Annotated in this window: 18 protein-coding genes; all 18 read right to left on the bottom strand. The window is 59.0% G+C overall.

The features are described 5' to 3' along the window. Window positions 1-10: 10 nt before the first annotated feature. The 18 genes from GSQ93_RS06510 to GSQ93_RS06420 all read right to left on the bottom strand — a co-directional run bounded on the left by GSQ93_RS06510 (window position 11) and on the right by GSQ93_RS06420 (window position 19,528). Complete coding sequence (locus tag GSQ93_RS06510) at window positions 11-1,051, bottom strand: ABC transporter permease (protein ID WP_254073778.1); 1,041 nt, start codon at window positions 1,049-1,051, stop codon at window positions 11-13. A 28-nt stretch (window positions 1,052-1,079) separates the two neighbouring features. After that, the gene (locus tag GSQ93_RS06505; protein ID WP_158934804.1) at window positions 1,080-2,600 is read right to left on the bottom strand and encodes a sugar ABC transporter ATP-binding protein; all 1,521 of its coding nucleotides are present in this window, start codon (window positions 2,598-2,600) and stop codon (window positions 1,080-1,082) included. A 98-nt stretch (window positions 2,601-2,698) separates the two neighbouring features. Continuing rightward, window positions 2,699-3,784: a sugar ABC transporter substrate-binding protein gene (locus GSQ93_RS06500; protein WP_158934803.1), complete on the bottom strand. Its 1,086-nt coding sequence runs from the start codon at window positions 3,782-3,784 to the stop codon at window positions 2,699-2,701. A gap of 1,046 nt (window positions 3,785-4,830) precedes the next feature. Beyond that, window positions 4,831-5,730 (bottom strand): NAD(P)-dependent oxidoreductase, encoded by a 900-nt coding sequence (locus GSQ93_RS06490; protein WP_158934801.1) that lies wholly within the window; start codon window positions 5,728-5,730, stop codon window positions 4,831-4,833. A gap of 56 nt (window positions 5,731-5,786) precedes the next feature. Beyond that, a complete protein-coding gene (locus GSQ93_RS06485) occupies window positions 5,787-7,130 on the bottom strand; it encodes an MmgE/PrpD family protein (protein WP_158934800.1) in 1,344 nt (447 codons plus the stop codon). A 29-nt stretch (window positions 7,131-7,159) separates the two neighbouring features. Beyond that, window positions 7,160-7,939 (bottom strand): 3-hydroxybutyrate dehydrogenase, encoded by a 780-nt coding sequence (locus GSQ93_RS06480; RefSeq protein ID WP_158934799.1) that lies wholly within the window; start codon window positions 7,937-7,939, stop codon window positions 7,160-7,162. Between the two features lie 81 nt (window positions 7,940-8,020). Beyond that, entirely contained in the window at window positions 8,021-8,695 is a 675-nt protein-coding gene (locus GSQ93_RS06475) for a GntR family transcriptional regulator (RefSeq protein WP_158934798.1), read from the bottom strand. Between the two features lie 97 nt (window positions 8,696-8,792). Continuing rightward, complete coding sequence (locus GSQ93_RS06470; RefSeq protein ID WP_158934797.1) at window positions 8,793-9,566, bottom strand: carboxymuconolactone decarboxylase family protein; 774 nt, start codon at window positions 9,564-9,566, stop codon at window positions 8,793-8,795. A 4-nt stretch (window positions 9,567-9,570) separates the two neighbouring features. Beyond that, the gene (locus GSQ93_RS06465) at window positions 9,571-9,960 is read right to left on the bottom strand and encodes a cupin domain-containing protein (protein WP_089161573.1); all 390 of its coding nucleotides are present in this window, start codon (window positions 9,958-9,960) and stop codon (window positions 9,571-9,573) included. Next, window positions 9,960-10,877: an NAD(P)-dependent oxidoreductase gene (locus GSQ93_RS06460; protein ID WP_158934796.1), complete on the bottom strand. Its 918-nt coding sequence runs from the start codon at window positions 10,875-10,877 to the stop codon at window positions 9,960-9,962. Before GSQ93_RS06460 ends, GSQ93_RS06465 begins: the two co-directional genes overlap by 1 nt. A gap of 17 nt (window positions 10,878-10,894) precedes the next feature. Further along, a complete protein-coding gene (locus GSQ93_RS06455) occupies window positions 10,895-12,238 on the bottom strand; it encodes an MFS transporter (RefSeq protein ID WP_158934795.1) in 1,344 nt (447 codons plus the stop codon). A 74-nt stretch (window positions 12,239-12,312) separates the two neighbouring features. Then, window positions 12,313-12,708 carry a carboxymuconolactone decarboxylase family protein gene (locus tag GSQ93_RS06450; RefSeq protein ID WP_158934794.1) on the bottom strand — a complete coding sequence of 132 codons (396 nt, stop codon included), beginning with the start codon at window positions 12,706-12,708 and terminating at the stop codon, window positions 12,313-12,315. A gap of 40 nt (window positions 12,709-12,748) precedes the next feature. Next, the gene (locus GSQ93_RS06445) at window positions 12,749-14,179 is read right to left on the bottom strand and encodes an aldehyde dehydrogenase family protein (protein ID WP_158934793.1); all 1,431 of its coding nucleotides are present in this window, start codon (window positions 14,177-14,179) and stop codon (window positions 12,749-12,751) included. Window positions 14,180-14,213: 34 nt separating this feature from the next. Continuing rightward, complete coding sequence (locus GSQ93_RS06440; RefSeq protein WP_158934792.1) at window positions 14,214-15,098, bottom strand: NAD(P)-dependent oxidoreductase; 885 nt, start codon at window positions 15,096-15,098, stop codon at window positions 14,214-14,216. A gap of 125 nt (window positions 15,099-15,223) precedes the next feature. After that, the gene (locus tag GSQ93_RS06435) at window positions 15,224-15,550 is read right to left on the bottom strand and encodes an NIPSNAP family protein (RefSeq protein WP_158934791.1); all 327 of its coding nucleotides are present in this window, start codon (window positions 15,548-15,550) and stop codon (window positions 15,224-15,226) included. A gap of 41 nt (window positions 15,551-15,591) precedes the next feature. Then, window positions 15,592-16,389: an N-acyl homoserine lactonase family protein gene (locus GSQ93_RS06430; protein WP_158934790.1), complete on the bottom strand. Its 798-nt coding sequence runs from the start codon at window positions 16,387-16,389 to the stop codon at window positions 15,592-15,594. 41 nt (window positions 16,390-16,430) lie between these two features. Next, a complete protein-coding gene (locus tag GSQ93_RS06425) occupies window positions 16,431-17,843 on the bottom strand; it encodes an MFS transporter (RefSeq protein ID WP_158934789.1) in 1,413 nt (470 codons plus the stop codon). Window positions 17,844-18,946: 1,103 nt separating this feature from the next. Beyond that, complete coding sequence (locus GSQ93_RS06420; RefSeq protein WP_158934788.1) at window positions 18,947-19,528, bottom strand: DUF3501 family protein; 582 nt, start codon at window positions 19,526-19,528, stop codon at window positions 18,947-18,949. Window positions 19,529-19,538: the final 10 nt, after the last annotated feature.

Below are 19,538 nucleotides of genomic sequence, written 5' to 3'. Positions count from 1 at the left end.
GCAGCGGCCATCACTGCGAGACGAAGTTGACCCGGATGGCATCGACCGCCACCGCGATAAAGATCAGGATGCCGCCAATCATCTGCACATAGAACGATGGCACTTCGGTGATCGCCAGGCCAACGTGAATCACCGTCAGCAACAGCACGCCGCCAAGAATGCCAGCCGCGCCACCGCGTCCGCCGAACACGCTTACGCCACCGATGATTGGCGCGGCAATGGCGTACAACAGGAAGCCTTCGCCCTGATCCGATGTGATCGCCATTTGCCAGGCGGCAAGCAGGTAACCCGCAACACCCGATAACAATCCCGAAAGCGTGAAGGCAATGATCTTCACGCGATTGACGCGGATACCCGCCGAGTTCGCCGCCAGCGCGTTGCCGCCGGTGGCATAGAGGCTTCTGCCCAGAACCGTCTTTCGCAGCAGGAAGCCCATGCCCAGCAGCGCAACCAGGAACACGACCGGCATGACAGGCCAGTTGCCGATGGTGGTCTGCCCGATCCAGATGTACAGGTTCGGCATGTCCGAGATCGTATTGCCTTGCGTGACCGCAAGCAGAGACCCCTGCAGCACGATCATGACCGCCAGCGTCTGGATCAGCGAGACCATCCGCAGGTGCGTGACGCACAGCCCGTTGAAGAAGCCGATAGCCGTCGCAGCCGCGATCCCTACCGGTACGCCGATCGCCGGGGACAGTCCGAGCCGCGTTGTCACGATCGCGCCAATGGCCGCCGAAAAGCCCATGTTGCTCGCTATCGACAGATCGATTTCCGCGACCATCAGCGGCAAGGAAACAGCGAGCGCCAGCAGGCCAAGCACGGTTGCCTGAACGAGCACGTTTTGCAAGTTGGAAAGCGTAAAGAAGAATGGATTCAAGACGCCGAATATGACGATCAGCGCGGCCAGCCACAGCCATACGACGTTCTGGAACAGCCATTGCATGCCGGTTTTCGAGCGACGGGTCGGTGCGACGGGTACGGCGGGTTGTGGCGACATGGTTGCAGCATTAGAAGAAGGGGGATGGGCGGGGAACTCGCTCCTGGGTTGCATGACCTGGCTCCTGAATATTGCTGATAACTCAACTTGCAAGCGCGGTGCCGAACGCTGCCTGCAAAATGGCGTCCTTGTCGATGTCCGCGCCGGTAAATTCCTGTTCGATCTGACCGCCTACGAAAATGCAGACGCGGTCAACCATTCTCACCATCTCGTCCAGGTCACTCGTAATGACGATGACGCTCAAGCCTTCGCGCGTCAGTGCATCGATGATCCGGTGCACCTCCTCCTTCACGCCCACGTCGATACCGCGCGTGGGTTCATCGAGTATCAGGAGCCTGGGCTCTGTCGCGAGCACGCGACCAAGGCAGACCTTCTGCTGGTTGCCGCCGCTTAGCGTGCCAAGCAGCACGTTGGGCGTCACAGCCTTCACGCGAAGGTGATCGAAGTAGCGTTTGACGACCCGCTTTTCAGCGGATGCGTCGATCACGCCGCCGCGCGAGACCTTGCCGAGACTTGAGAGCGTGATGTTTTGCGCAATGCTTTGGAGTCCGACGAGTCCGTCGCGATGCCGGTCATCGGACAAATAGGCGATGCCACGTGCGAATGCGTCTTCGGGATGCTGCGGAAAATCGTGACGCTGGTTGTCGTGCGTAATGTGCCCCTGCTTCGCGCGATTCGAGCCAAACAATGACAACCCGAACTCCTTCGCGCCCGATCCGGGCAAACCCGCAAAACCCACAATTTCACCGGGCGCGATCGAAAAACTGTCGACCGTTATGTTGGGTGCGGTCAGTCCTTCGACACGCCACCCTGCTTCGCTCGACGCATGTTGCGTTGTCCGGTCGCGATAAAACAGCGGGACATCGCGACCGATCACGAGCTCCGACAAATTGTCCGAATTGATCGATGAAATATCGTCCATCTCGCCGGCAAGACGCCCGTTGCGCAGCACTGAAACCGCGTCACAGATGCCAAGAATTTCTTCGTTGTAGTGCGAAATGAATACGAAACTGACCCCCTGCGCTTTAAGGCTGCGCATGAAGCCGAACAGATGGTCGCGGTCGGCGAGGGTCAGCGCGGCGGTAGGTTCGTCGAGGATCAGGAGCTTCCCGCCGCTATGCAGCGCGCGCAGAATGTTCAGCTTGCGTTTGGCGACCGCTGACAGCGTGCGCGCGGGCATGCGCGGGTCGAGCCCGGTGCCTTCGAGCGCGGCGACCGCGTTCGCCATCAGCGCACGCTGGTCGACTCTCTTCGTGAACCCGCGCTTGACCGGCCAGTGCCCGAGCATGAGGTTGTCCGCCACCGACATCGATTCGACAATCATCGGCTCTTGCGTTACCAGGAATACACCCAGCGCTTCCATCTGCTTGACGTCGAAGCCCTGCACTTGCTCGCCGGAGAACGTGATGGTGCCCTCGGTCGGCGCGGTAAGGCCCGAGATCAGGCTGACAAGCGTCGACTTGCCCGCGCCGTTTTCGCCGAGCAAGCCGTGGATCGTGCTGCGCCGGATGTTGATCGATACATGATCGAGCGCCACTACATTCTTGTAGCGCTTGACGAGGTTGTCCGTCCTCAATATGTACTCGGTGCTGCTGTCTGCCATGATCGGAAGTCCTGTTTCGACGATCGGCGCCGCGCGAAAGGTCGCGGCGCCGGGCACCAAGGAACTGCTGCGAGTGCAGGTGCTTTGGTAACCACACTTCAGCTGTATCGCAGGCCCCATTCGTTGTACGCGATGTTGCCCCACTGACGCTTGTCCTTGACCGAGCTGGCGTCGACGATAAACGGCTGGATCACGAGACTCGGACCTGTCTCCGATTTGTTGATCGGCGCTTTTTCCCAGAAATACTGGCTGTTTTGATAGGGACCGAGCGGCACCGGTTGGCCTTTGAGCGAATATTTGTCGAGCATCTCGACCGTGATCTGCGCGTACGCTATAGGGTCCTGCGACACCACGGCGTCCATGTAGCCATCGGCAATCCATTGCAGCGCGGCCGGCTCACCGTCAATATTCACGAAGATCACGTGGCCCTGCTCGCCCACTTTCTTCCATTTTCCCTTCTGCTGCAATGCCGTGACAATGCCGCGCGCCGGCGAGTCGCTAGGTGCGTGCACTGCATCGAGGTCGGGGTATTCGGACAGCGTCGCGAGCGTCACCGACAGCATGTTTTTCAGCAACCCTTCGGTCGGCCGGCTGATCAACTTGATATCCGGATACTTTTTGAAGGTCGCTTCCATGCCCTCCTTGCGCAGGCGCCACGCGACCGATTGCAGCGCGCCGTAGCAGTTCAGCACCGTGCCTTTGGGCGACCCATGCTTCTTCTTCAACGCATCGGCAATGGCTTCGGCGGCCATGACACCGCCCGCGTAGTTATCGAAATCGACGGTCACGGCGACGTCGCCACCCAGCGCCGGGGTATCGATGATGCCGACTGGAATTTTCTTGAAGTTGTACTTCTTGATAGCGCTGACGATAGCCTGGCTATCGATCGGGTCGGAGATGATGGCGGACGGATTCTTGAGCAGAAGGCTCTGCCATTGTTCGAGTTGCGTCGTGGTACTGAAGTTGGCGTTGACGGCCTGGAACGTCCAGCCCTTTGCTTCGACAGCGCGCTTGACGGCTTCCTGCTGGGTGGCAAAGAAGTAGTAGTCGAGGCTCTTGTTGCTGTACGGCACGAACGGTTTTTGTTGCGCGGCTCCCAGCGTTGGCAAGGACAGCGCGCCAGCGGTGGCAGCCAGGTTCGCGAGGAATTTTCTGCGCGATACACCTTTCAAAGCGTCTTCCATGTTGTCTCCTCAATCACCGATAAAGAGGACCGACGCTGGATGTTTGGTAGATCCAAGCCGGTAGTAAACTTGTTTTTATTCGTAGTATTACAACGCCAATGTAGGACTCTTCTTGGAAATCGACAACTTAGGGTTTGTACTCTTGGTTCCGATGAAAGCGGTATAAATCTATTTATAGCAATGGCTTATGGTATTTTTATAATCTAATTTCTCAACAGCATGTGATTCTTAGTTTTAGTTCGTTTGATAGTTTTACTACGCATTGAGGACAAGAAAAGAGTCAGATGCGCCTCGGTCGGAGGACTTGGTTTGCCGCGGTTGATTGCCCGTGCGGCGCGGCGGACGCCGAAATGACGCGGTCTCCTTGATCCCCGGCCGCCTGAATGGCGAAGCTGCTTACGAACCATCGCCAAGGGCTTACCCCATATTGCATTTTGTATCGTTCGGTTAGTGCGCAGGACGCACGATGCGTCGCGCAAACATCCGTGGCGCGTTGACCCCACGTCTGTGGCAAGCGTTCGGACCCGGCTTACTGAGAGAGCCGTCGTTATCGTTTGGTTACTCGGCGAAGCAAGTGGCTTCGGTCGAAGCTGTTAAGTTCGGACCCGTCATGCAGCTCAAGCGAAGTATCGAGTGCATATAGGAGTGCACGAACGAACGAAGCTCACCGAAAACCAGGGGGAAAAAAGTATGAGAAAGATTGCAGCTATGGCGGCGCTTGCGGCCGCGACATCGCTACTTGGCGGATGCTGGTGGGGACCGCCACCGGGCGGCGGCGGAGGTTGGGGCGGCCCCGGACATGGAGGCCCAGGCGGAGGGCCAGGTGGTGGACCAGGTGGTGGGCCAGGCGGGGGCGGCCCGCAGGGTGCGGTCATCGTGCCACATACAACTTCTGTGACCTGAGTATCCACTTAACCCCGTCGGCCCGTTGGCCGACATACCGGGATTCCCCGAAGTCCCTCACCGGGCAACAACCCTACGTCGCGAAGGTAGAAGCGGCTCTTTCAGTTCACGCCAAGAGACCTGCGACACCTTCCGCCCGGCTTCTAACCAGCGATACCCTTTCCATCCGACCAGCTCTCGACGTACTTGACGAGTTCGGTCATGTCGCGAGACTTGCCGTCCTGCATTGCCGCGTAGTTCCATACCTGACGTGCAGTATTGCCTAACCACATTGGCACGCCGAGCGCCTGGCACTCTTCCACCGCGAGTCCGATGTCCTTGCAGACACTGCCGATCGGGAAGCCGAAATCGAACGTGCGCGGCAACACCTGCTTCGGGAATTTATCGAGCGTCGCGCCGTTCTTGCCGCTACCCGCGTTGAACGCCGACATCATCACTTCCGGGTCGAGCCCTCCCTTCACGCCGGCCACGAAAGCTTCTGAAGTAATCGCAAACGCCGTCGAAGAAAGCATGTTGTTCAGCAGCTTGAGTAATTGCGCCTGCCCTGCCTTCTCCCCTACGATAATCACCTTCCCGAAGATATCGAATAGTTCGCGTACCTGAGCAACGGCTTCCGGCTTGCCCGCGGCCATGACGGCGAGCGTGCCTTTTTGCGCGCCAGCCGCGCCGCCGCTGATGGGGGCGTCGACGGTTTCGATGCCTTTTTCAAGCAGTCCGGCCGCTACTTCCTGTTCCGTGCGCGAGCCGACGGTGGACAGGTCGACCAGGATCTTGATTGTCTTGCCGTGTACCAGTCCATGCGCACCCAATGCGACTTCCTTGAAGATAGCGGGCGTGGGCAGGCTCGTGAAAACGACTTGCACGCTATCGGCAACTTCGCGCGCACTGCTCGCCACCTTGGCGCCAATCTCCGACAACTCCGCCAGCGCATGCTCGTCGCGATCGTAGATCACCAGGGAATGACCGTGCTCGATCAGGCGACGCGCCATGGGACGTCCCATGACGCCGATACCCACAAAGCCCAACTTCATATGCTCCGACATGATGTTTCCTCGACAGTGATGAATGGTGTGCGTGCGACATGCGTACGCTTATAGACTTACGAACAGGCGAGCTGCATGGGCAAGGACGAATCAGGCGCGCTGTCCAGCGTCCATAGCGCGGCGATCAATGGAGCAGGTTTGCAACCAGACCCGCCATATTCGGCCAACGCCCTGAGCTTGTTTTCCAGATCAATATCCGTAAGCGGCGCTTGCAGGCTGCCACGCGCTGCATCGATACGACGTGACATGGTCTCGCCCGACCGCAAGGTGAGCGTCACCTGCGCCGCTTCGACGGAATACGCGGGGTCATCGACGAACTCAAGGCGGCTCGCGAAGGCTCGCAACAGCGGATCATTCACCTCTGCATCGGTGAACTCAGCAAGACCCGCTCGACCTCTGGCCAATGCGACCGCGACGCTGTGTTGCGCGCTGACCTGCGCTTCGCGGCCGAGCGTGATGTTCGACCGGTCTGTACGCGCGCGCAGCAAAGGGTGACCCCGGAGTGTTACGCGCTCGACATCGGCGAAAGAGAAACCCGGTGTCGACGATAGTTCAAGGCACGCCTCGATGACCGGATTGAGCACGACGCCGCACGGATACGGCTTGTACGTATTCGATAAGAGCGCCCATTCACTGCCGAGCGTGGCGAATACGGAGGCGATAGCAGCGTCGGTGGCGTCGCTCATCACGTGCAGGAAGCCGCGCTCGCCTTCGATGGGCCGCTCGGGTCCAGCGAAACCTTCTTGCGCCAGCAACGCCGAGAGCAGGCCATTACGGGCCGCGTTGCCTACGCTAATGCTCTTCGACATGCTGCCCAGCGTTTCAACCAGCCCGGACGATTGCGCCGATGCATTGCCGAATGCCCAGCCGATTTGGTCAGTGTCCAAATTCAGCGCCTTCGCAATGGCCGCCGCCGCGCCGAACACGCCGCACGTGGAGGTGATGTGCCAGCCGCGCTGATAGTGCCCGGGCGACACCGCATTGCCCAGCCGGCACTCGATTTCCACGCCCAGTACAAACGCCAGCAACCATTGCCTGCCGCTCAACAGCGACTTCTGCGCGAGCGCGAACAACGGCGCGGCGACCGGCGCGGTAGGGTGAATGATGGTGGGCAAGTGGGTATCGTCGAAATCGAAGACGTTCGCGCTCATCGCGTTCAGCGCGGCCGCATTCAAAATGTCGGTCTTCTCGCCGCGCCCGACCAGCCCTGCTTCACGCGCCGAACTGAAGCGACCGTACACGCTTACGGCTTTACAGATGCCTGGATCCGAGCAACCCGCGAGCGCTACTGCGAAGTAATTCACCAGCGCGCGCTTCGCCTCATGGCGCACCTTCGGCGGAATGTCTTCCCACTGCGTCTGCCCGACAAACGAGGCCAGCGTACGCGTGATGTCTTTCATAAACGTCTCCTGCGTATCACCGGATGCGTTCAGCCCGCGAGCCAGCCGCCTTCCATCGGCATCATGGCCCCGGTTATCTGACTGCCCGCGTCGGAGCAAAGGAACACAACGAGTTCTGCTACATGTGCCGCGCTGACAAATTTGCCGGTAGGTTGCTTGCCCGTCAGGAACTGCTTGACCGCGTCACTATGGCCGAGGCCTTTCTCCTCCATCAACTTCTCGATCCTACTTTCTATATTCGGTGTCTTCACCGTTCCCGGACAGATCGCATTGCACGTAATACCTTGATGAACCGTCTCGACTGCAACCGCACGCGTCAACCCGAGCAACGCCGTCTTGGTCGTCACATAATCCACGCGGTTTGGCGTGGCGCGTGATCCATACACCGATGTCATGTTGAAAATGCGACCCCAGCCACGCGCACGCATGTCGGGCAGGACCTTCTGGATGGCGTGAAACGCAGCCGTCAGGTTAACTGCCAGCGCCTGGTTCCATCGGTCGGCGGGAAAATCCTCAATCGACGCAAAGTGCCGGACAACCGCGTTGTTGATCAGGATATCGACGCCACCTGTGCGTTCGCGAGCCGTGTTCATCAAGGTCGAGACCGCAGCAGGGTCGGTCAGGTCCGCTTGAACATACGCTGCCTTGACCCCGTATTCCTGCTCGATCCGCGCCAGGGCGTCGCTCATGGCCTCCGGTGGTTCGAGTCCATGCAGCACGACGTTGCAACCCGAGCGGGCGAGGCCTTCAGCCATTGCAAATCCGAGCCCATCTGACGACCCGGTGACTAGCGCAGATTTTCCTTTCATGAAAAGTAATCCTAATCAAATGAGAAGCTTCCAGCTTGAACTCCGCGACGACAACCCGGGCGCGAACGCCCGGGCTAACTCCTATTCGCTCCCGGTTTCGTCCAGCATCCGCATGGCCGCCTTCTCTGCATTCGCCACATGCAAGCGCGCGGCAGCCTCGGCTGTCTGCGCATCCCGCGCCTTTAGGGCTTTGAACAGCTTGTCGATTTCCTTGAGACTCGACGGCAACCGGTCGGGGTGCATCAGCGACGTCGCGCGGAGCAGGTTCACCCGCGAATAAAGACTGGTCAGTATTTCCTTCACCAATCCGTTCCCGCAATTGTCGAGCAACACGTCATACAGATCCGTCTTCGCTGCCAGCACGCCGGCCTGATCGCCTGTCATGGCCTTCGCCTTGAGCGCCTTCACGGCCTCTCCAAACTGCGCGATGGCGGCGTCGCTCGCTATGCGCGCAAACTCGCCGGCTGCAAACCCCTCGAGCAGACCGCGTATGGCATATAACTCCGACGCCTCGCTCTTCGAAATGACCGCGACCATAGGTCCTTTGTGCGGCACGCTGCAGACCAGCTTTTCGGCTTCGAGCCGGCGCAAGGCTTCCCGAATCGATGTTCGGCTCACGCCAAGTGACTCGCACAACTCACGTTCCACCAGTCGCGCACCCGGTGCAAAACGCCCGGACATGATGGCCTGCCGAAGGACCGTCTCGACTTGATGTCGCAACGTTTCCGGTCGTATCAAATCCATTTCGGCTGCCATGATTGTATTCCCGTCGGACGATTTATCAGTGAGCCATGATACTCGAAGTTCCGGCCGAAACCGCCATTCCGCAAGACTTTGCACGACCGGACGTGACCTACACGTTGCTCATTTCGAACTCATCCAAAGCGGCTTCAAGGATCGGCGCAGCGAGTACCGCGCCGTGTATGCCGATGGTGCTGACAATTTCCAGTACTTCCATGATTTCCTCTGCCGTCGCACCGTAGCGAAGTGCATTGCGCATGTGCAGCTTCAGGCCCGGCACGTAGAGGTGTGTCGCGGCAGCATCGAACGCACAGTACATGAACTCCTTGACCTTGGGTTCCAGTACGCCCTCACGCCACGGCACGGAAGAAAACGCCACGTAGGTTTCAAACAGCTCAGGATCGAGTTCGAGAAAACCTTCCCATGACGAATGCCAATACCCGCGATTCTCGATGAAGCTTTCCTTCAGCGCGGTACGGCGGGCATCGAGCGGCGCCGGGCCTTGACGCAGGCCCTCTTCTTCGAGCACTTCAATCAACACGGGCACGCCAACGTTCGCCGCATGAATGCCCACCGTGCTCGCAAGCTGGATCACTTCGACCAGTTCCGCACGCGTTGCACCCGCGCGAAGCGCCGCGCCAATTTGCTGCGCCACGCCCGGCGCGTAAAGGTGAGTGGCGGCCGCACAGGCGGTGATCGCGACAAACGCCTTTACCTTGTCCTCGAGATGATTCTTCTTCGACGGCACCGCCGAGAACGCCACGTAAGCCTCGAAGAAGCCGACGTCGAGGCGCAGCAGGCTCTCCCAGCCATCGCTCCATGTGCCGTGCACATGCGTGAATGCGTCCTTCGCCTGCTGCTGCCGCTGCGTCAGGGGAACAGTCATGACCTCAACCCACCGCGTTCTGGTACACCGCTTCGGCGACCTCTTCTTCCCACATCGTCTTTCCAAGCGACGTGGCGGTATGGACCATGTAGCTGTTGCGTCCTGCGCCGTGCCAATGACGCTCATTCGCGGGAATCCACACCACGTCGCCGGTGCGGATTGCCTGCGGCTCGCCGCCATCGACGCACACAAATCCGCTGCCCGATGTCACCTGCAGGATCTGCCCCTGCTCATGGGTGTGCCAGAAAGTACGCGCGCCCGGCGAGAAGAACACGTTCGCGATGGTGACTTTGTCGGTCGTCGGCATGATCGAGTCTGCCCACACGACCCCGCTGAACGTAGCCGAGCGTTGCTCCGACACTGCACCTTCGGCCCTGCCGCGAAACACTTTCATTACTGCTCTCCCGTTGAAGAATTTTTGACATCTTTGAGACGTACGCCACCCGACACGTCGCCGATCGCATCCACCACGCGATTACTGATCAGGTCGCCGTAACCCAGCGCCGTTGCCAAACCGAAACTAGCAAGGGGACCTGATGAATTCAGAGAAGACACCCCAAGCTCGCGCACGCGATCGATATAAAGTACGACGTCTTTCGTCATTAACTTGCTGGTCAGGCCGCCCTCCAGATAGTCACCATCGACAATCTTCGGAAAGCGGTTCTGCGTGGCGAAGTTCACGCCGCTGCTGCTATTGAGCACGTCGAGCAGGCGGTGGAGATCGAGCCCGGCTTTCTTGCCCGCGACCATCACCTCGGCGGTCGCCGACAGGCTCACTGCGTTCAGGAAGTTGTTGAGCAGCTTGGTCGTATGACCCGCGCCGCTCTCACCCATGGTCAGCGCCTTCGTGGCAATCGGCTTGAAGACCCACTGAATTGCTTCGATCGCCGCGGCGTCACCGCCCACCATCAGCGTGAGCGTGCCCTTTTCCGCTGCTGCCGCGCCACCGGAAATGCCGGCATCGATGTACTGCACGCCACGCTGCTTGAACAACGCGTTGAGCCGGATAGTGGAACTCGCTGCGGCCGTGCTCAGGTCGACCACGGTCTGTCCTTCGCGGCATGAGGCAAGGATCCCGTCCGCGCCCTCCACCACTGCTTCAACCACCTTGCTGTCCGGCAGCGACAGCAGCACCACGTCTGCGAACTGGACCACTTCAGCGATCGACGTCGCCGCCTGTGCGCCCGCTGCCAACGCGCGTTCAGGCGCGGCATCGTAGCCCAGCACTTCAATGCCCGCCCCAACCAGACGACGAGTCATGCGGCCGCCCATGTTGCCTAATCCGATGAAGCCAATGCGTTGCGTATTCATGAGTCTCTACCGTAAGTTCAAAAATCGACGTGCTTCGTTTCTGGTCCCATCAGCGCGCCGACCGTACCGATCACGCCACCGATGCACAGCAGGACCACCGGCGTCAGCCGCAACGGCATGAACGCGCCCAGCCAGTTCATATAAAACGCGTAGAACGACGGGATAATCACCGAGAGGCTGAAGCCCACGCCAAAACCAGTGGCCCGAACATCGGTCACGAAGCGCTCGTTGATATAAGTCACAATCACGCCCCACGGCGACGTGACCAGCACCGAGAGCAGCATGACCAGCAGCATGATGACCGGCAGAGACAGACCGTCAACATTGGAAAGTACATAAAGAATGACGGCGCCTACAGTCGCAATCAATGGACCCACGACCACGAAAAACGTGCGCCGCCCGATTTTCTGGCCGAGCATGCCCGAGCCGATATAGCTGAAAAACAGCACGAAATAAGACAGCAGCAGCGTAAGGGACATCTGGAAACCGGTCAGGTGCAGCGTGTGCACAAGCAGGCCCGTCGGCATGAAGATCGTGATGATGTTCTGCGTAAGCCAGAAGCCCGACATCATCAGCAGGACCTGCAGCAGGTTGCGTCCGCTCTTGCCGCGAAGCAGATCGGAAAGCGGCAGTTTCTCCGGCTTCTTTTCGCCGGTCTCGCTCTCCCAGATCTCCGATTCCGAGACTTTATGGACGTAGTACAACGCGAGAACGCCCGCCAATACCGAGCCAATCACGAACGGAATACGCCAGCCCCATTGCACATACGGCGAATGCAGGCCGTTAAGCGGAAACACGGCGAACATCAGCATGGCAACCAGGTTGATCGTCACGTAGGCCGCCGGGAAACCGGCAATGATCAGTCCGCCGACGAAGCCGCGTTGCTCCTTCTTCGAATATTCGATGGCAAGCGGCATTGCGCCCGTATAGCCGCCGCCGAGAAAAATACCATCGATAAATCGCAGGATCACGAGCAGCCAGTAGGACCCGATACCGAGCGTTTCGTAGCCGGGCAGCAAGGCGATCAGTAGCGTGACGACGCCGAATCCGGAGACCGAGAGAATCGATGCCCGGCGACGTCCCACCCGGTCCGCGACCATGCCGAACAGCAGCGCGCCGATCGGACGGCCCAGCAAGGTCGTGATGAACACGAGGGAAGCGAGGATTGCCTCCATGCCGGGCGCGAGATGCGGTGGCTGGAAGAAGAACAGCACCGGCGCGAGCACGACGACCGGCAGGTAGATATCGAACATGTCGATGAATTCGGAGAAGAACGCGCCCTTGATCGCGTTCCGGCGTTTCTCATCGACGGACTGCTCGGTCGCCGCCCTGGCTGCGCCGTGTGTTGTGACTGCTTCCATGCTCGTCTCCATTGATGTCATGTTGCATCGCTCGCGGATGCTTACTGAGCGTTGGACCCCTTGAATGCTGAAGCTCAGCCTTTGGCGGCGTCGGCTTCGTAGGCCTTGATCGCATCGGTCGCAACCCGGAAGGCCGCGAGCGCAAGCGGCGCGCCGCAGTACACGGCCGCCTGCATCAGCACCGCGCGGATCTCCTCCTTCGTGACGCCGTTCTTGAGCGCGCCTTTCACGTGCACGGACAGCTCGTGATGCTGGCTCATGGCGGTCAGCATGCCGATGTTGAGCATGCTCCGGGTCTTGAACGTCAAGGTCGGGTCACCCCAGATCTCACCCCATGCGTATTCAGTGATGAGCTTCTGTACCGGACGGTTGAAGTCGTCCGCGTTCGCCCAGGACTTCTCTACATGCGATGCGCCGAGCACTTCCTTGCGGTTCTCGAAGCCCTTGTCAAAACGTGAGTTGTCTTCCATTGCTTGTGGCCCTCTCGTGTTACGTCATTTCAGGTGAGCGTCAGGCCTGGCCGTAGCCGACCATTGCCTTGATTTCGAGGTATTCGCGTAAGCCCGCTTCGCCCCATTCGCGGCCGTTTCCCGAGCGCTTGTAGCCGCCGAAGGGCGCGGTGAAATCGGGTGCGGGATAGTTCAGGTGGACACCACCCGCGCGAAGCTGGCGGCCGATTTTCCGGGCGCGTTCGATATCGCCGGACTGTACGTACGCCGCTAAACCGTATTCAGTTCCATTAGCAATGCTGATAGCTTCGTCTTCACTGTCGTAACCCATGATGGACAGCACCGGCCCGAAGATCTCTTCGCGTGCAATCGTCATGTCGGGCGTGACGTCGGCGAAGATCGTGGGTTTGACGTAGTAGCCCTTCGATAACCCATCGGGCCGCCCCGTTCCACCTGTAACGAGCCGCGCGCCTTCGTCAATCCCCTTCTGGATCAACACCTGCACGCGCTCAAACTGGTTGCGATTGACAAGCGGTCCGAGCTGCGTGGTCTCGCTGTCCGTTGCACCCACGCTGTAGCTCAGGGCCGCTGTTTTCGCGATCTGCGCTGCGTCGTTCATCATGTGACGCGGCACGAGCATGCGCGTGGGGATCGAACAGGATTGTCCGGAATTTGTGAAGCACGCGGCCACGCCGCGCGTGACGGCATCGTCCAGGTTCACGTCGTCGAGCAGGATGTTCGCGGACTTGCCGCCAAGTTCCTGCGCCACGCGCTTGACCGTCTCCGCCGCCATCTTTGCGACCAGGATGCCCGCACGCGTCGAGCCGGTGAACGACACCATGTCGATATCCGGGTGCGACGCAATCGCGGCGCCTACGCCCGGTCCGTCGCCATTCACAACATTCAAAACGCCCGGAGGCACCCCGGCTTCGTGCGCTACCTCGGCGAACAACAGTGCGCTCAGCGCCGAGTATTCGCTCGGTTTAAGCACCATCGTGCAACCCGCGGCCAGCGCGGGCGCGATCTTCACTACTATCTGGTTGATCGGCCAGTTCCAGGGCGTGATGAGTCCGCAAACACCGACGGGTTCCAGACGCACGCGCGTGGTGCCGCGCTGTTCCTCGAATGCGAAATTCTCGAGCACACCGATCAATGCATTGAGGTGTGCCGGACCGCGCGCCGCTTGCCCTTTGCGCGAAAATGCGATGGGTGCGCCCATCTCGATGCGCATCGCTTCGGCAAATTCATCGTAGCGCCGCTCGTAAGCCTGAACGATCCGCCGAAGCAAGTCGATGCGCTCTTGCGCCGATGTCGCCGAGTAAGCGGCAAAGGCTCGGCTAGCGGCAGCCACCGCGCGATCAACATCGGTCGCATTGCCCAATGCCAGCTGATCGATCTTGCTTTCGGTGGCCGGATCGATCAAGTCGAACCAGGCCGGCGAGACCGGATCAGTCCATTGTCCATCGATGTAAAACTGAGCCGCACGAGACATGTTCGTCCTCTCTGTTTGCGGGATTATTCGTCGCTTATTCGTCGTTCACTAACAGCCGGTACATCTCGGTGTGATCCGTAGCGGGCGTCGAGCGTTGCGACACCTCGTCCCAGACCGACGTGCATGTCATGCCGAGTTTCATCGGATAGCCCACTGCTTCAGACAATGCGCGCGCGATCTTCAGGTCCTTGTTCATCAACTGCAATGCAAAGCCGGATGCGTAAGAGCCCGACAACATGAACTGCTTGACCTTGTTCTCCGAGGTATTGCTGCGTCCCGTCGATGCATTCAACACATCCGTCATGGAAGCTGGGTCAATCCCGAAACGCTCCGCAATATGCAGCGCCTCCACCGTTGCCATCAGCCCGGCCGCCGAAACGTAATTGTTCAGCGCCTTCGCTGCGTGTCCCGACCCCGCCGTGCCGATATGCAGAACACTTTTCCCCATCGCTTCGAGCACGGGCTCGCAAGTGTCCAGCACGGCTGCGTTACCACCGGCGAGGATAGCGAGCGTGCCCTCCTTCGCTTTCTTCACGCCGCCGGAAACGGGCGCATCGAGATAGTCGAGCCCCATCTTCTCGAGCGTCGAACCGAGCTTGCGCGAGCGCTCCGGCTCCGATGAACTCATGTCGATCACAACTGCGCCTTTCGGCAAGAGACGCGCCCAAGCCTTCGCGTCGCCATCGAGCAGAACGCTCTCTACGATCGCCGAATTTGGCAACATGGTGATCAGTACATCGAGCGATGCTGCGTTGTTGGCATCCAGCCGCGCCGCGCCAATTTCCTTCGCCAGCGCATCCGTACGGGCCGCATCGGCATCGGCGAGAAAGAGTTCAAACCGGGCCTTCGCCAGGCACTGCACCATCGGCGTGCCCATCATGCCCAGACCGATAAAACCAATTCGTTGCGGTCGCGTCATCTGTCCTGCCTTCGTGATAGAACCAAAAAATTGACTGGCGGCGATTACCCGCCGCATCCATTCGATAATTTTATACGATTGTATGACAATCAGTCGATAATCAATTGATGCGGGTTTTCCCTTCCCTACTTCAATGCAGAGAAAGCCGTCGGTGTGAGAAACACGTTTTCGATCCGCTCGACGATCATCTTCTCGGCCTCACTCGCCGTGCGCTTGGCGATCCACTCGGCATCGGCCTGGAAGGCGTTCCACTTGGTCTCGCGTTCGGCGAGGCTTTGCCACTTCAGTAGGTAGGTAAGCGCGTGATTGCTGGATCCGATCAGCGTGGTCCAGAAGCCAATCTGTTCGATGCCATATTTTTCAAAAAAGCCCAGCGTCGTGGTGCTGAAGCGTTCCTGAAGGGCAGGCAAACGGCCCGGCAGGCAGTGATAAATGCGCATCTCTACAATCATCGTGTTGCTCTCCGTAAGAAAAGAATCAGAGCGAAGACTGATCAGCGCGGCGCCACATCCAGGCGCGCGATCCAGCCTTCGGTTTCGCGGTCATGCGGCGCATAGACCTTGAGTACTTCCGGATCGTGACCCGGCACGACATGATCGGGCGAGTCCGCCAGATGCATGACAGTCTTGAAGCCCTCCAGCATGTCGCCGACGTTATAGACGATTGGGTACGGCCTGTTCTCGCGTATGTTTGCGTAGAAATGAGAGGCGTCCGAGGCAAGCACCACCCAGCCGCGCTCCGTGTGAACGCGTACGACCTGCAGGCCATTCGAATGGCCGCCGACCCAGTGCACGCTCAAGCCGGGTGTGAGCTGCGAATCACCGTCGTGAAACTCCACGCGACCCTCGAACACCCGGCCGACCATCGCCTTGACGTCTTCCGGTTCGAATGGGTGACTCAGTGCGTGATGACACATGCAGCGTCCGGTGCAATAGGCCATCTCCTTGTCCTGCACGTGATAACGCGCTTTTGGAAAGAGCGCGCGGTTACCGGCATGGTCGTAATGCATGTGCGTAAGAATGACGTCGTCTACCGACTCCGGCCGGATGCCGATCCGCTTCAGACCGTCTTCAACCGGGTGGGTAATGGTGCGTCCGCGCTGCTGCGCCATGCTGGTGTCGAACCCCGTATCCACAATGAACGCGCGGGACTCGCCAACGACCGCCCACACGAAATAATCGAGTGGCATGGGGACGTCGTGCGGATCGCCCCCAATGAAGTTCTCGGTGGAACGGCGCGCGTGGTGCGCGTACTTCACTGCGAAGATGCGGTAGTTTTCAGGCGTTGGCATGACCGGAAATTCCTTTCTTGACGGTTGCTTTCGAACGGAGGCTATTTGAGTGCGCTGACCGGGTTTGTATCCGCTTCGAGCGGGGTTTCGGTTGTTGCTGCCCCGGCAATCTCTTCGAGTGAGCGATTCTTGGTTTCCGGTCCAATGGCTGCCACGATCAGCGCTTGCAGCAGCAAGGTGCCGGCAATCATGGACACCACGCCGACTATCCCAAACGATGCAAACGCCATGGCGACAAGATACGGCACCAGGATGTTGAAGCCGCGGCCGACCGTGTTGCATAGACCCGAGCCGCGCAAGCGGACTTCCGTGGGAAAGAGTTCGGGCACATAGCTCGCCACGCTGAACGACGAAAGCACGTAGATGCACGCTGTTATCGCAAAACCGCAGGCCGTGATCATGACCTGCGATTGCGCGAACGGATACGCAACCGCGAACGCAATACCGACCAGCGAGAACGCAACGATGCCCCACTTTCTGCCCAGGCGTTCGGCGAGTCCGAAGGCGATCAGCGAGCCCACTGGACCACCTGCGAACATCAAGGTGGTGAGGCCCAGTGAGTTCGAGACGCTATGCCCCTGTTTCACCAGGAAGGTCGGGATCCAGCTGACGAACGCGTAATTGACCGTGAACAATCCGATCAGCACGGTGATGCCGGTGATTGTGCGTTTGATCAATCGGCGTGAAAAGAGGTCTCCCAGGCGCGCAGGCGTCTCCGGGGTGGCGTCACGCGAATGAAGATCCACGGGCACGTGCGGATAGTCTGGTGAGCCTGTGCTCACCCCACACGCCGTCTCGATCCGCGTCACGATTTCCTCGGCTTCCGTGGTTCGTCCACGCGATGCCAGCCAGCGTGGCGACTCCATCATCGATTTGCGCAGGAACCAGACAACCAGTGCGCCGACGCCTGCAATGGCGAACATCCACCGCCAGCCGTAATGGGGAATGATGAGCCAGCCGATGAACGTGGAGAAGAACAGCGACGTGTTGATGATCAGGTTCAGGATTGTGCCGAAGCGTCCGCGCCATGTTGCCGGTATGAATTCGCTGAGCGTGCCGTAGCCCACCACGATCTCCGCGCCCATGCCGAGGCCCATCACCAGCCTGAAGAAGATCAGCCAGTAGACATTCGGCGATAAAGCTGCGGCTATCGATGCAAACCCGTACACGCCGAGGTTGAACTGGTAGGAGAAGCGCCGCCCGAAGCGGTCGCCGAGGAGGCCTGACAGCCACGCGCCGGTCATCATGCCGATGAAGGTTGCGGAGACGAAACCAGCGTTGAGCTGCAGTGTTGATTCGCCGCTGTGGATCATTGCAGCGAGCACTGAGCCAGCGATGTAAATGTCGAACGAATCAAAGAACATGCCTGCGGCAACGAGGCCTAGCAGCCGCCAGTGAAAGCGTGAGAGCGGCAGGCGGTCGAGACGATACCCAATACTTGCTTCGGCTAGCATCGACAGTAGTCTCCGGGGTTTGCTGCTTGTGCGCAGCTGAGCAGTTCGTTTTTTTGGGTACGGGTTTTTAACTTATTATATGTCTGTCATACAATCTGTCAAGAAGGTGAATGTTGAGGGTGAGGTTCGGGGTGGTCGGTTCTGGGTCGGTGGTGGGGTTCGGGGTGGTCGGTGGTGGGGTTCGGGGTGGTCGGTTCTGGGTCGGTGGTGGGGGTCAATGTTGGGTTGCTGCTTTCAGTGTTGGTGGTCGCGGTCTATGCCGGGTTGGTGCTTTCGGCCGTGGTGGTCTGCGAGAGTCGGGTTTTCTCTTTATCACTGTTAGCCACTGCGCGTGGCGGCGCGTCATTTCTTGGTCCTTAGCGACAAAGAAACGAAGCAAAGAAAACGCTTTAACCGCACTACCCTAAGTGTCCACAGCGTGCGGTTCCTATTCATAGGTGCCCCAAAAGCACGGTGCTCGCCAGAACCACCGATGTTTGAAACCCTCCTTCTCGCGAATTCTGACATAGACACGCTTCGCCACCCGTGCTCTCGGGCAAGCACCAATTGCCCAGGAACCACCACGGCATCACTTGTCTTTTCTGCTTCACGGCTTGGTCGCTTAGTTGCTTGATTGGCGCAGCTATTTTTTTGGGTACGGCCTCACACATTTGCGCGACCTCGTCGCTAGGAGGCTTGTCCAAATAGTTCGTTATACGTACAAATTCGTAGAGTGGTTCACGCGGATAGCGCGGGGTGCTCCTTGGGCAGGTTCAATCACTGGTGGCGAAGCGTGTCAGAACCTGTGTTCGGAGAAGGAGGGTTTCACACATCCTTCGCTCTGGCGAGTACCGTGCTTTTGGGGCACCTATGAATCAAAACTGCACGCTGTGGACACTTAGGGTAGCGTGGTTAAAAGCGTTTTCTTTGCTTCGTTTCTTTGTCGCTAAGGACCAGGAAATGACGTGCCGCCACGCACAGTGGCTAACAGTGATAAAGAGAAAATCCGACCCACGCAGACCACTAACACCGAAAGCACCAACCCAGCACACACCCCGACCGCTAACACCAGAAACCTAGCACCCCAAACCACTCCCTCCCCGAGTGCGAACGACCCTCCCCGTTCATGTCAAATCCTTCAGCAGCGATTCCCGCGCCGGGGATTCAATCGTCCGCATAGGCACCAAATAATTCCGATGATCACATCCAATCTGCAACGCCGCCCCATCGCGCAAACGCGCCTTCATCGCGGCCGTAAATTCAAACCTGACAAAATGCACCGCTGAAGTCTTCTCAGCATTCTCGCGTTCGAGATCCTCATCGGCAATGGCATACACCGGCAACTCACCCGCTACCTGAACAAACACACGATCCTCAATGCCAATCAGCCGCGCCAACGCAGCATGCCGCTCGATTTCGTTCGAATATTCGATTTGCATCGTCGCCTTCAGATTGCTGCCATCCGGCACGAGCGGCAGGTAAGCATCCAGTTCGGCCTGAATACCCTCATCTTCGAAGATCTTCTCGATGTGAAGCATTTCCTGGATCTGATAGCGGATTGTCAGCTCGTCTTCAAACAGAAACGTGACGTGATTACCGAGCGCAACGGTGCGCTCTTTCTTGTGCTCAATCACCTGATTGCGCATCGTAATGCGTGACTTCGAATAGTTTTCGAGCGACAACAGCGAATGGCGAGTGATGCTCATCGGATGTCCT

The sequence above is a fragment of the Burkholderia sp. S171 genome (assembly GCF_009766085.1).
In the GTDB taxonomy this organism is placed as follows: Bacteria; Pseudomonadota; Gammaproteobacteria; order Burkholderiales; family Burkholderiaceae; genus Caballeronia.
The sequence above is the reverse complement of the archived record's forward strand: the minus strand, read 5'-3'. Positions and strand labels throughout refer to the sequence as shown.

Bases quoted from the DNA above. Each gene is read 5' to 3' on its own strand.
- GSQ93_RS06510 (WP_254073778.1), bottom strand. From the start codon at position 1,051: ATGCAACCCAGGAGCGAGTTCCCCGCCCATCCCCCTTCTTCTAATGCT.
- GSQ93_RS06505 (WP_158934804.1), bottom strand. From the start codon at position 2,600: ATGGCAGACAGCAGCACCGAGTACATATTGAGGACGGACAACCTCGTC.
- GSQ93_RS06500 (WP_158934803.1), bottom strand. From the start codon at position 3,784: ATGGAAGACGCTTTGAAAGGTGTATCGCGCAGAAAATTCCTCGCGAAC.
- GSQ93_RS06490 (WP_158934801.1), bottom strand. From the start codon at position 5,730: ATGTCGGAGCATATGAAGTTGGGCTTTGTGGGTATCGGCGTCATGGGA.
- GSQ93_RS06485 (WP_158934800.1), bottom strand. From the start codon at position 7,130: ATGAAAGACATCACGCGTACGCTGGCCTCGTTTGTCGGGCAGACGCAG.
- GSQ93_RS06480 (WP_158934799.1), bottom strand. From the start codon at position 7,939: ATGAAAGGAAAATCTGCGCTAGTCACCGGGTCGTCAGATGGGCTCGGA.
- GSQ93_RS06475 (WP_158934798.1), bottom strand. From the start codon at position 8,695: ATGGCAGCCGAAATGGATTTGATACGACCGGAAACGTTGCGACATCAA.
- GSQ93_RS06470 (WP_158934797.1), bottom strand. From the start codon at position 9,566: ATGACTGTTCCCCTGACGCAGCGGCAGCAGCAGGCGAAGGACGCATTC.
- GSQ93_RS06465 (WP_089161573.1), bottom strand. From the start codon at position 9,960: ATGAAAGTGTTTCGCGGCAGGGCCGAAGGTGCAGTGTCGGAGCAACGC.
- GSQ93_RS06460 (WP_158934796.1), bottom strand. From the start codon at position 10,877: ATGAATACGCAACGCATTGGCTTCATCGGATTAGGCAACATGGGCGGC.
- GSQ93_RS06455 (WP_158934795.1), bottom strand. From the start codon at position 12,238: ATGGAAGCAGTCACAACACACGGCGCAGCCAGGGCGGCGACCGAGCAG.
- GSQ93_RS06450 (WP_158934794.1), bottom strand. From the start codon at position 12,708: ATGGAAGACAACTCACGTTTTGACAAGGGCTTCGAGAACCGCAAGGAA.
- GSQ93_RS06445 (WP_158934793.1), bottom strand. From the start codon at position 14,179: ATGTCTCGTGCGGCTCAGTTTTACATCGATGGACAATGGACTGATCCG.
- GSQ93_RS06440 (WP_158934792.1), bottom strand. From the start codon at position 15,098: ATGACGCGACCGCAACGAATTGGTTTTATCGGTCTGGGCATGATGGGC.
- GSQ93_RS06435 (WP_158934791.1), bottom strand. From the start codon at position 15,550: ATGATTGTAGAGATGCGCATTTATCACTGCCTGCCGGGCCGTTTGCCT.
- GSQ93_RS06430 (WP_158934790.1), bottom strand. From the start codon at position 16,389: ATGCCAACGCCTGAAAACTACCGCATCTTCGCAGTGAAGTACGCGCAC.
- GSQ93_RS06425 (WP_158934789.1), bottom strand. From the start codon at position 17,843: ATGCTAGCCGAAGCAAGTATTGGGTATCGTCTCGACCGCCTGCCGCTC.
- GSQ93_RS06420 (WP_158934788.1), bottom strand. From the start codon at position 19,528: ATGAGCATCACTCGCCATTCGCTGTTGTCGCTCGAAAACTATTCGAAG.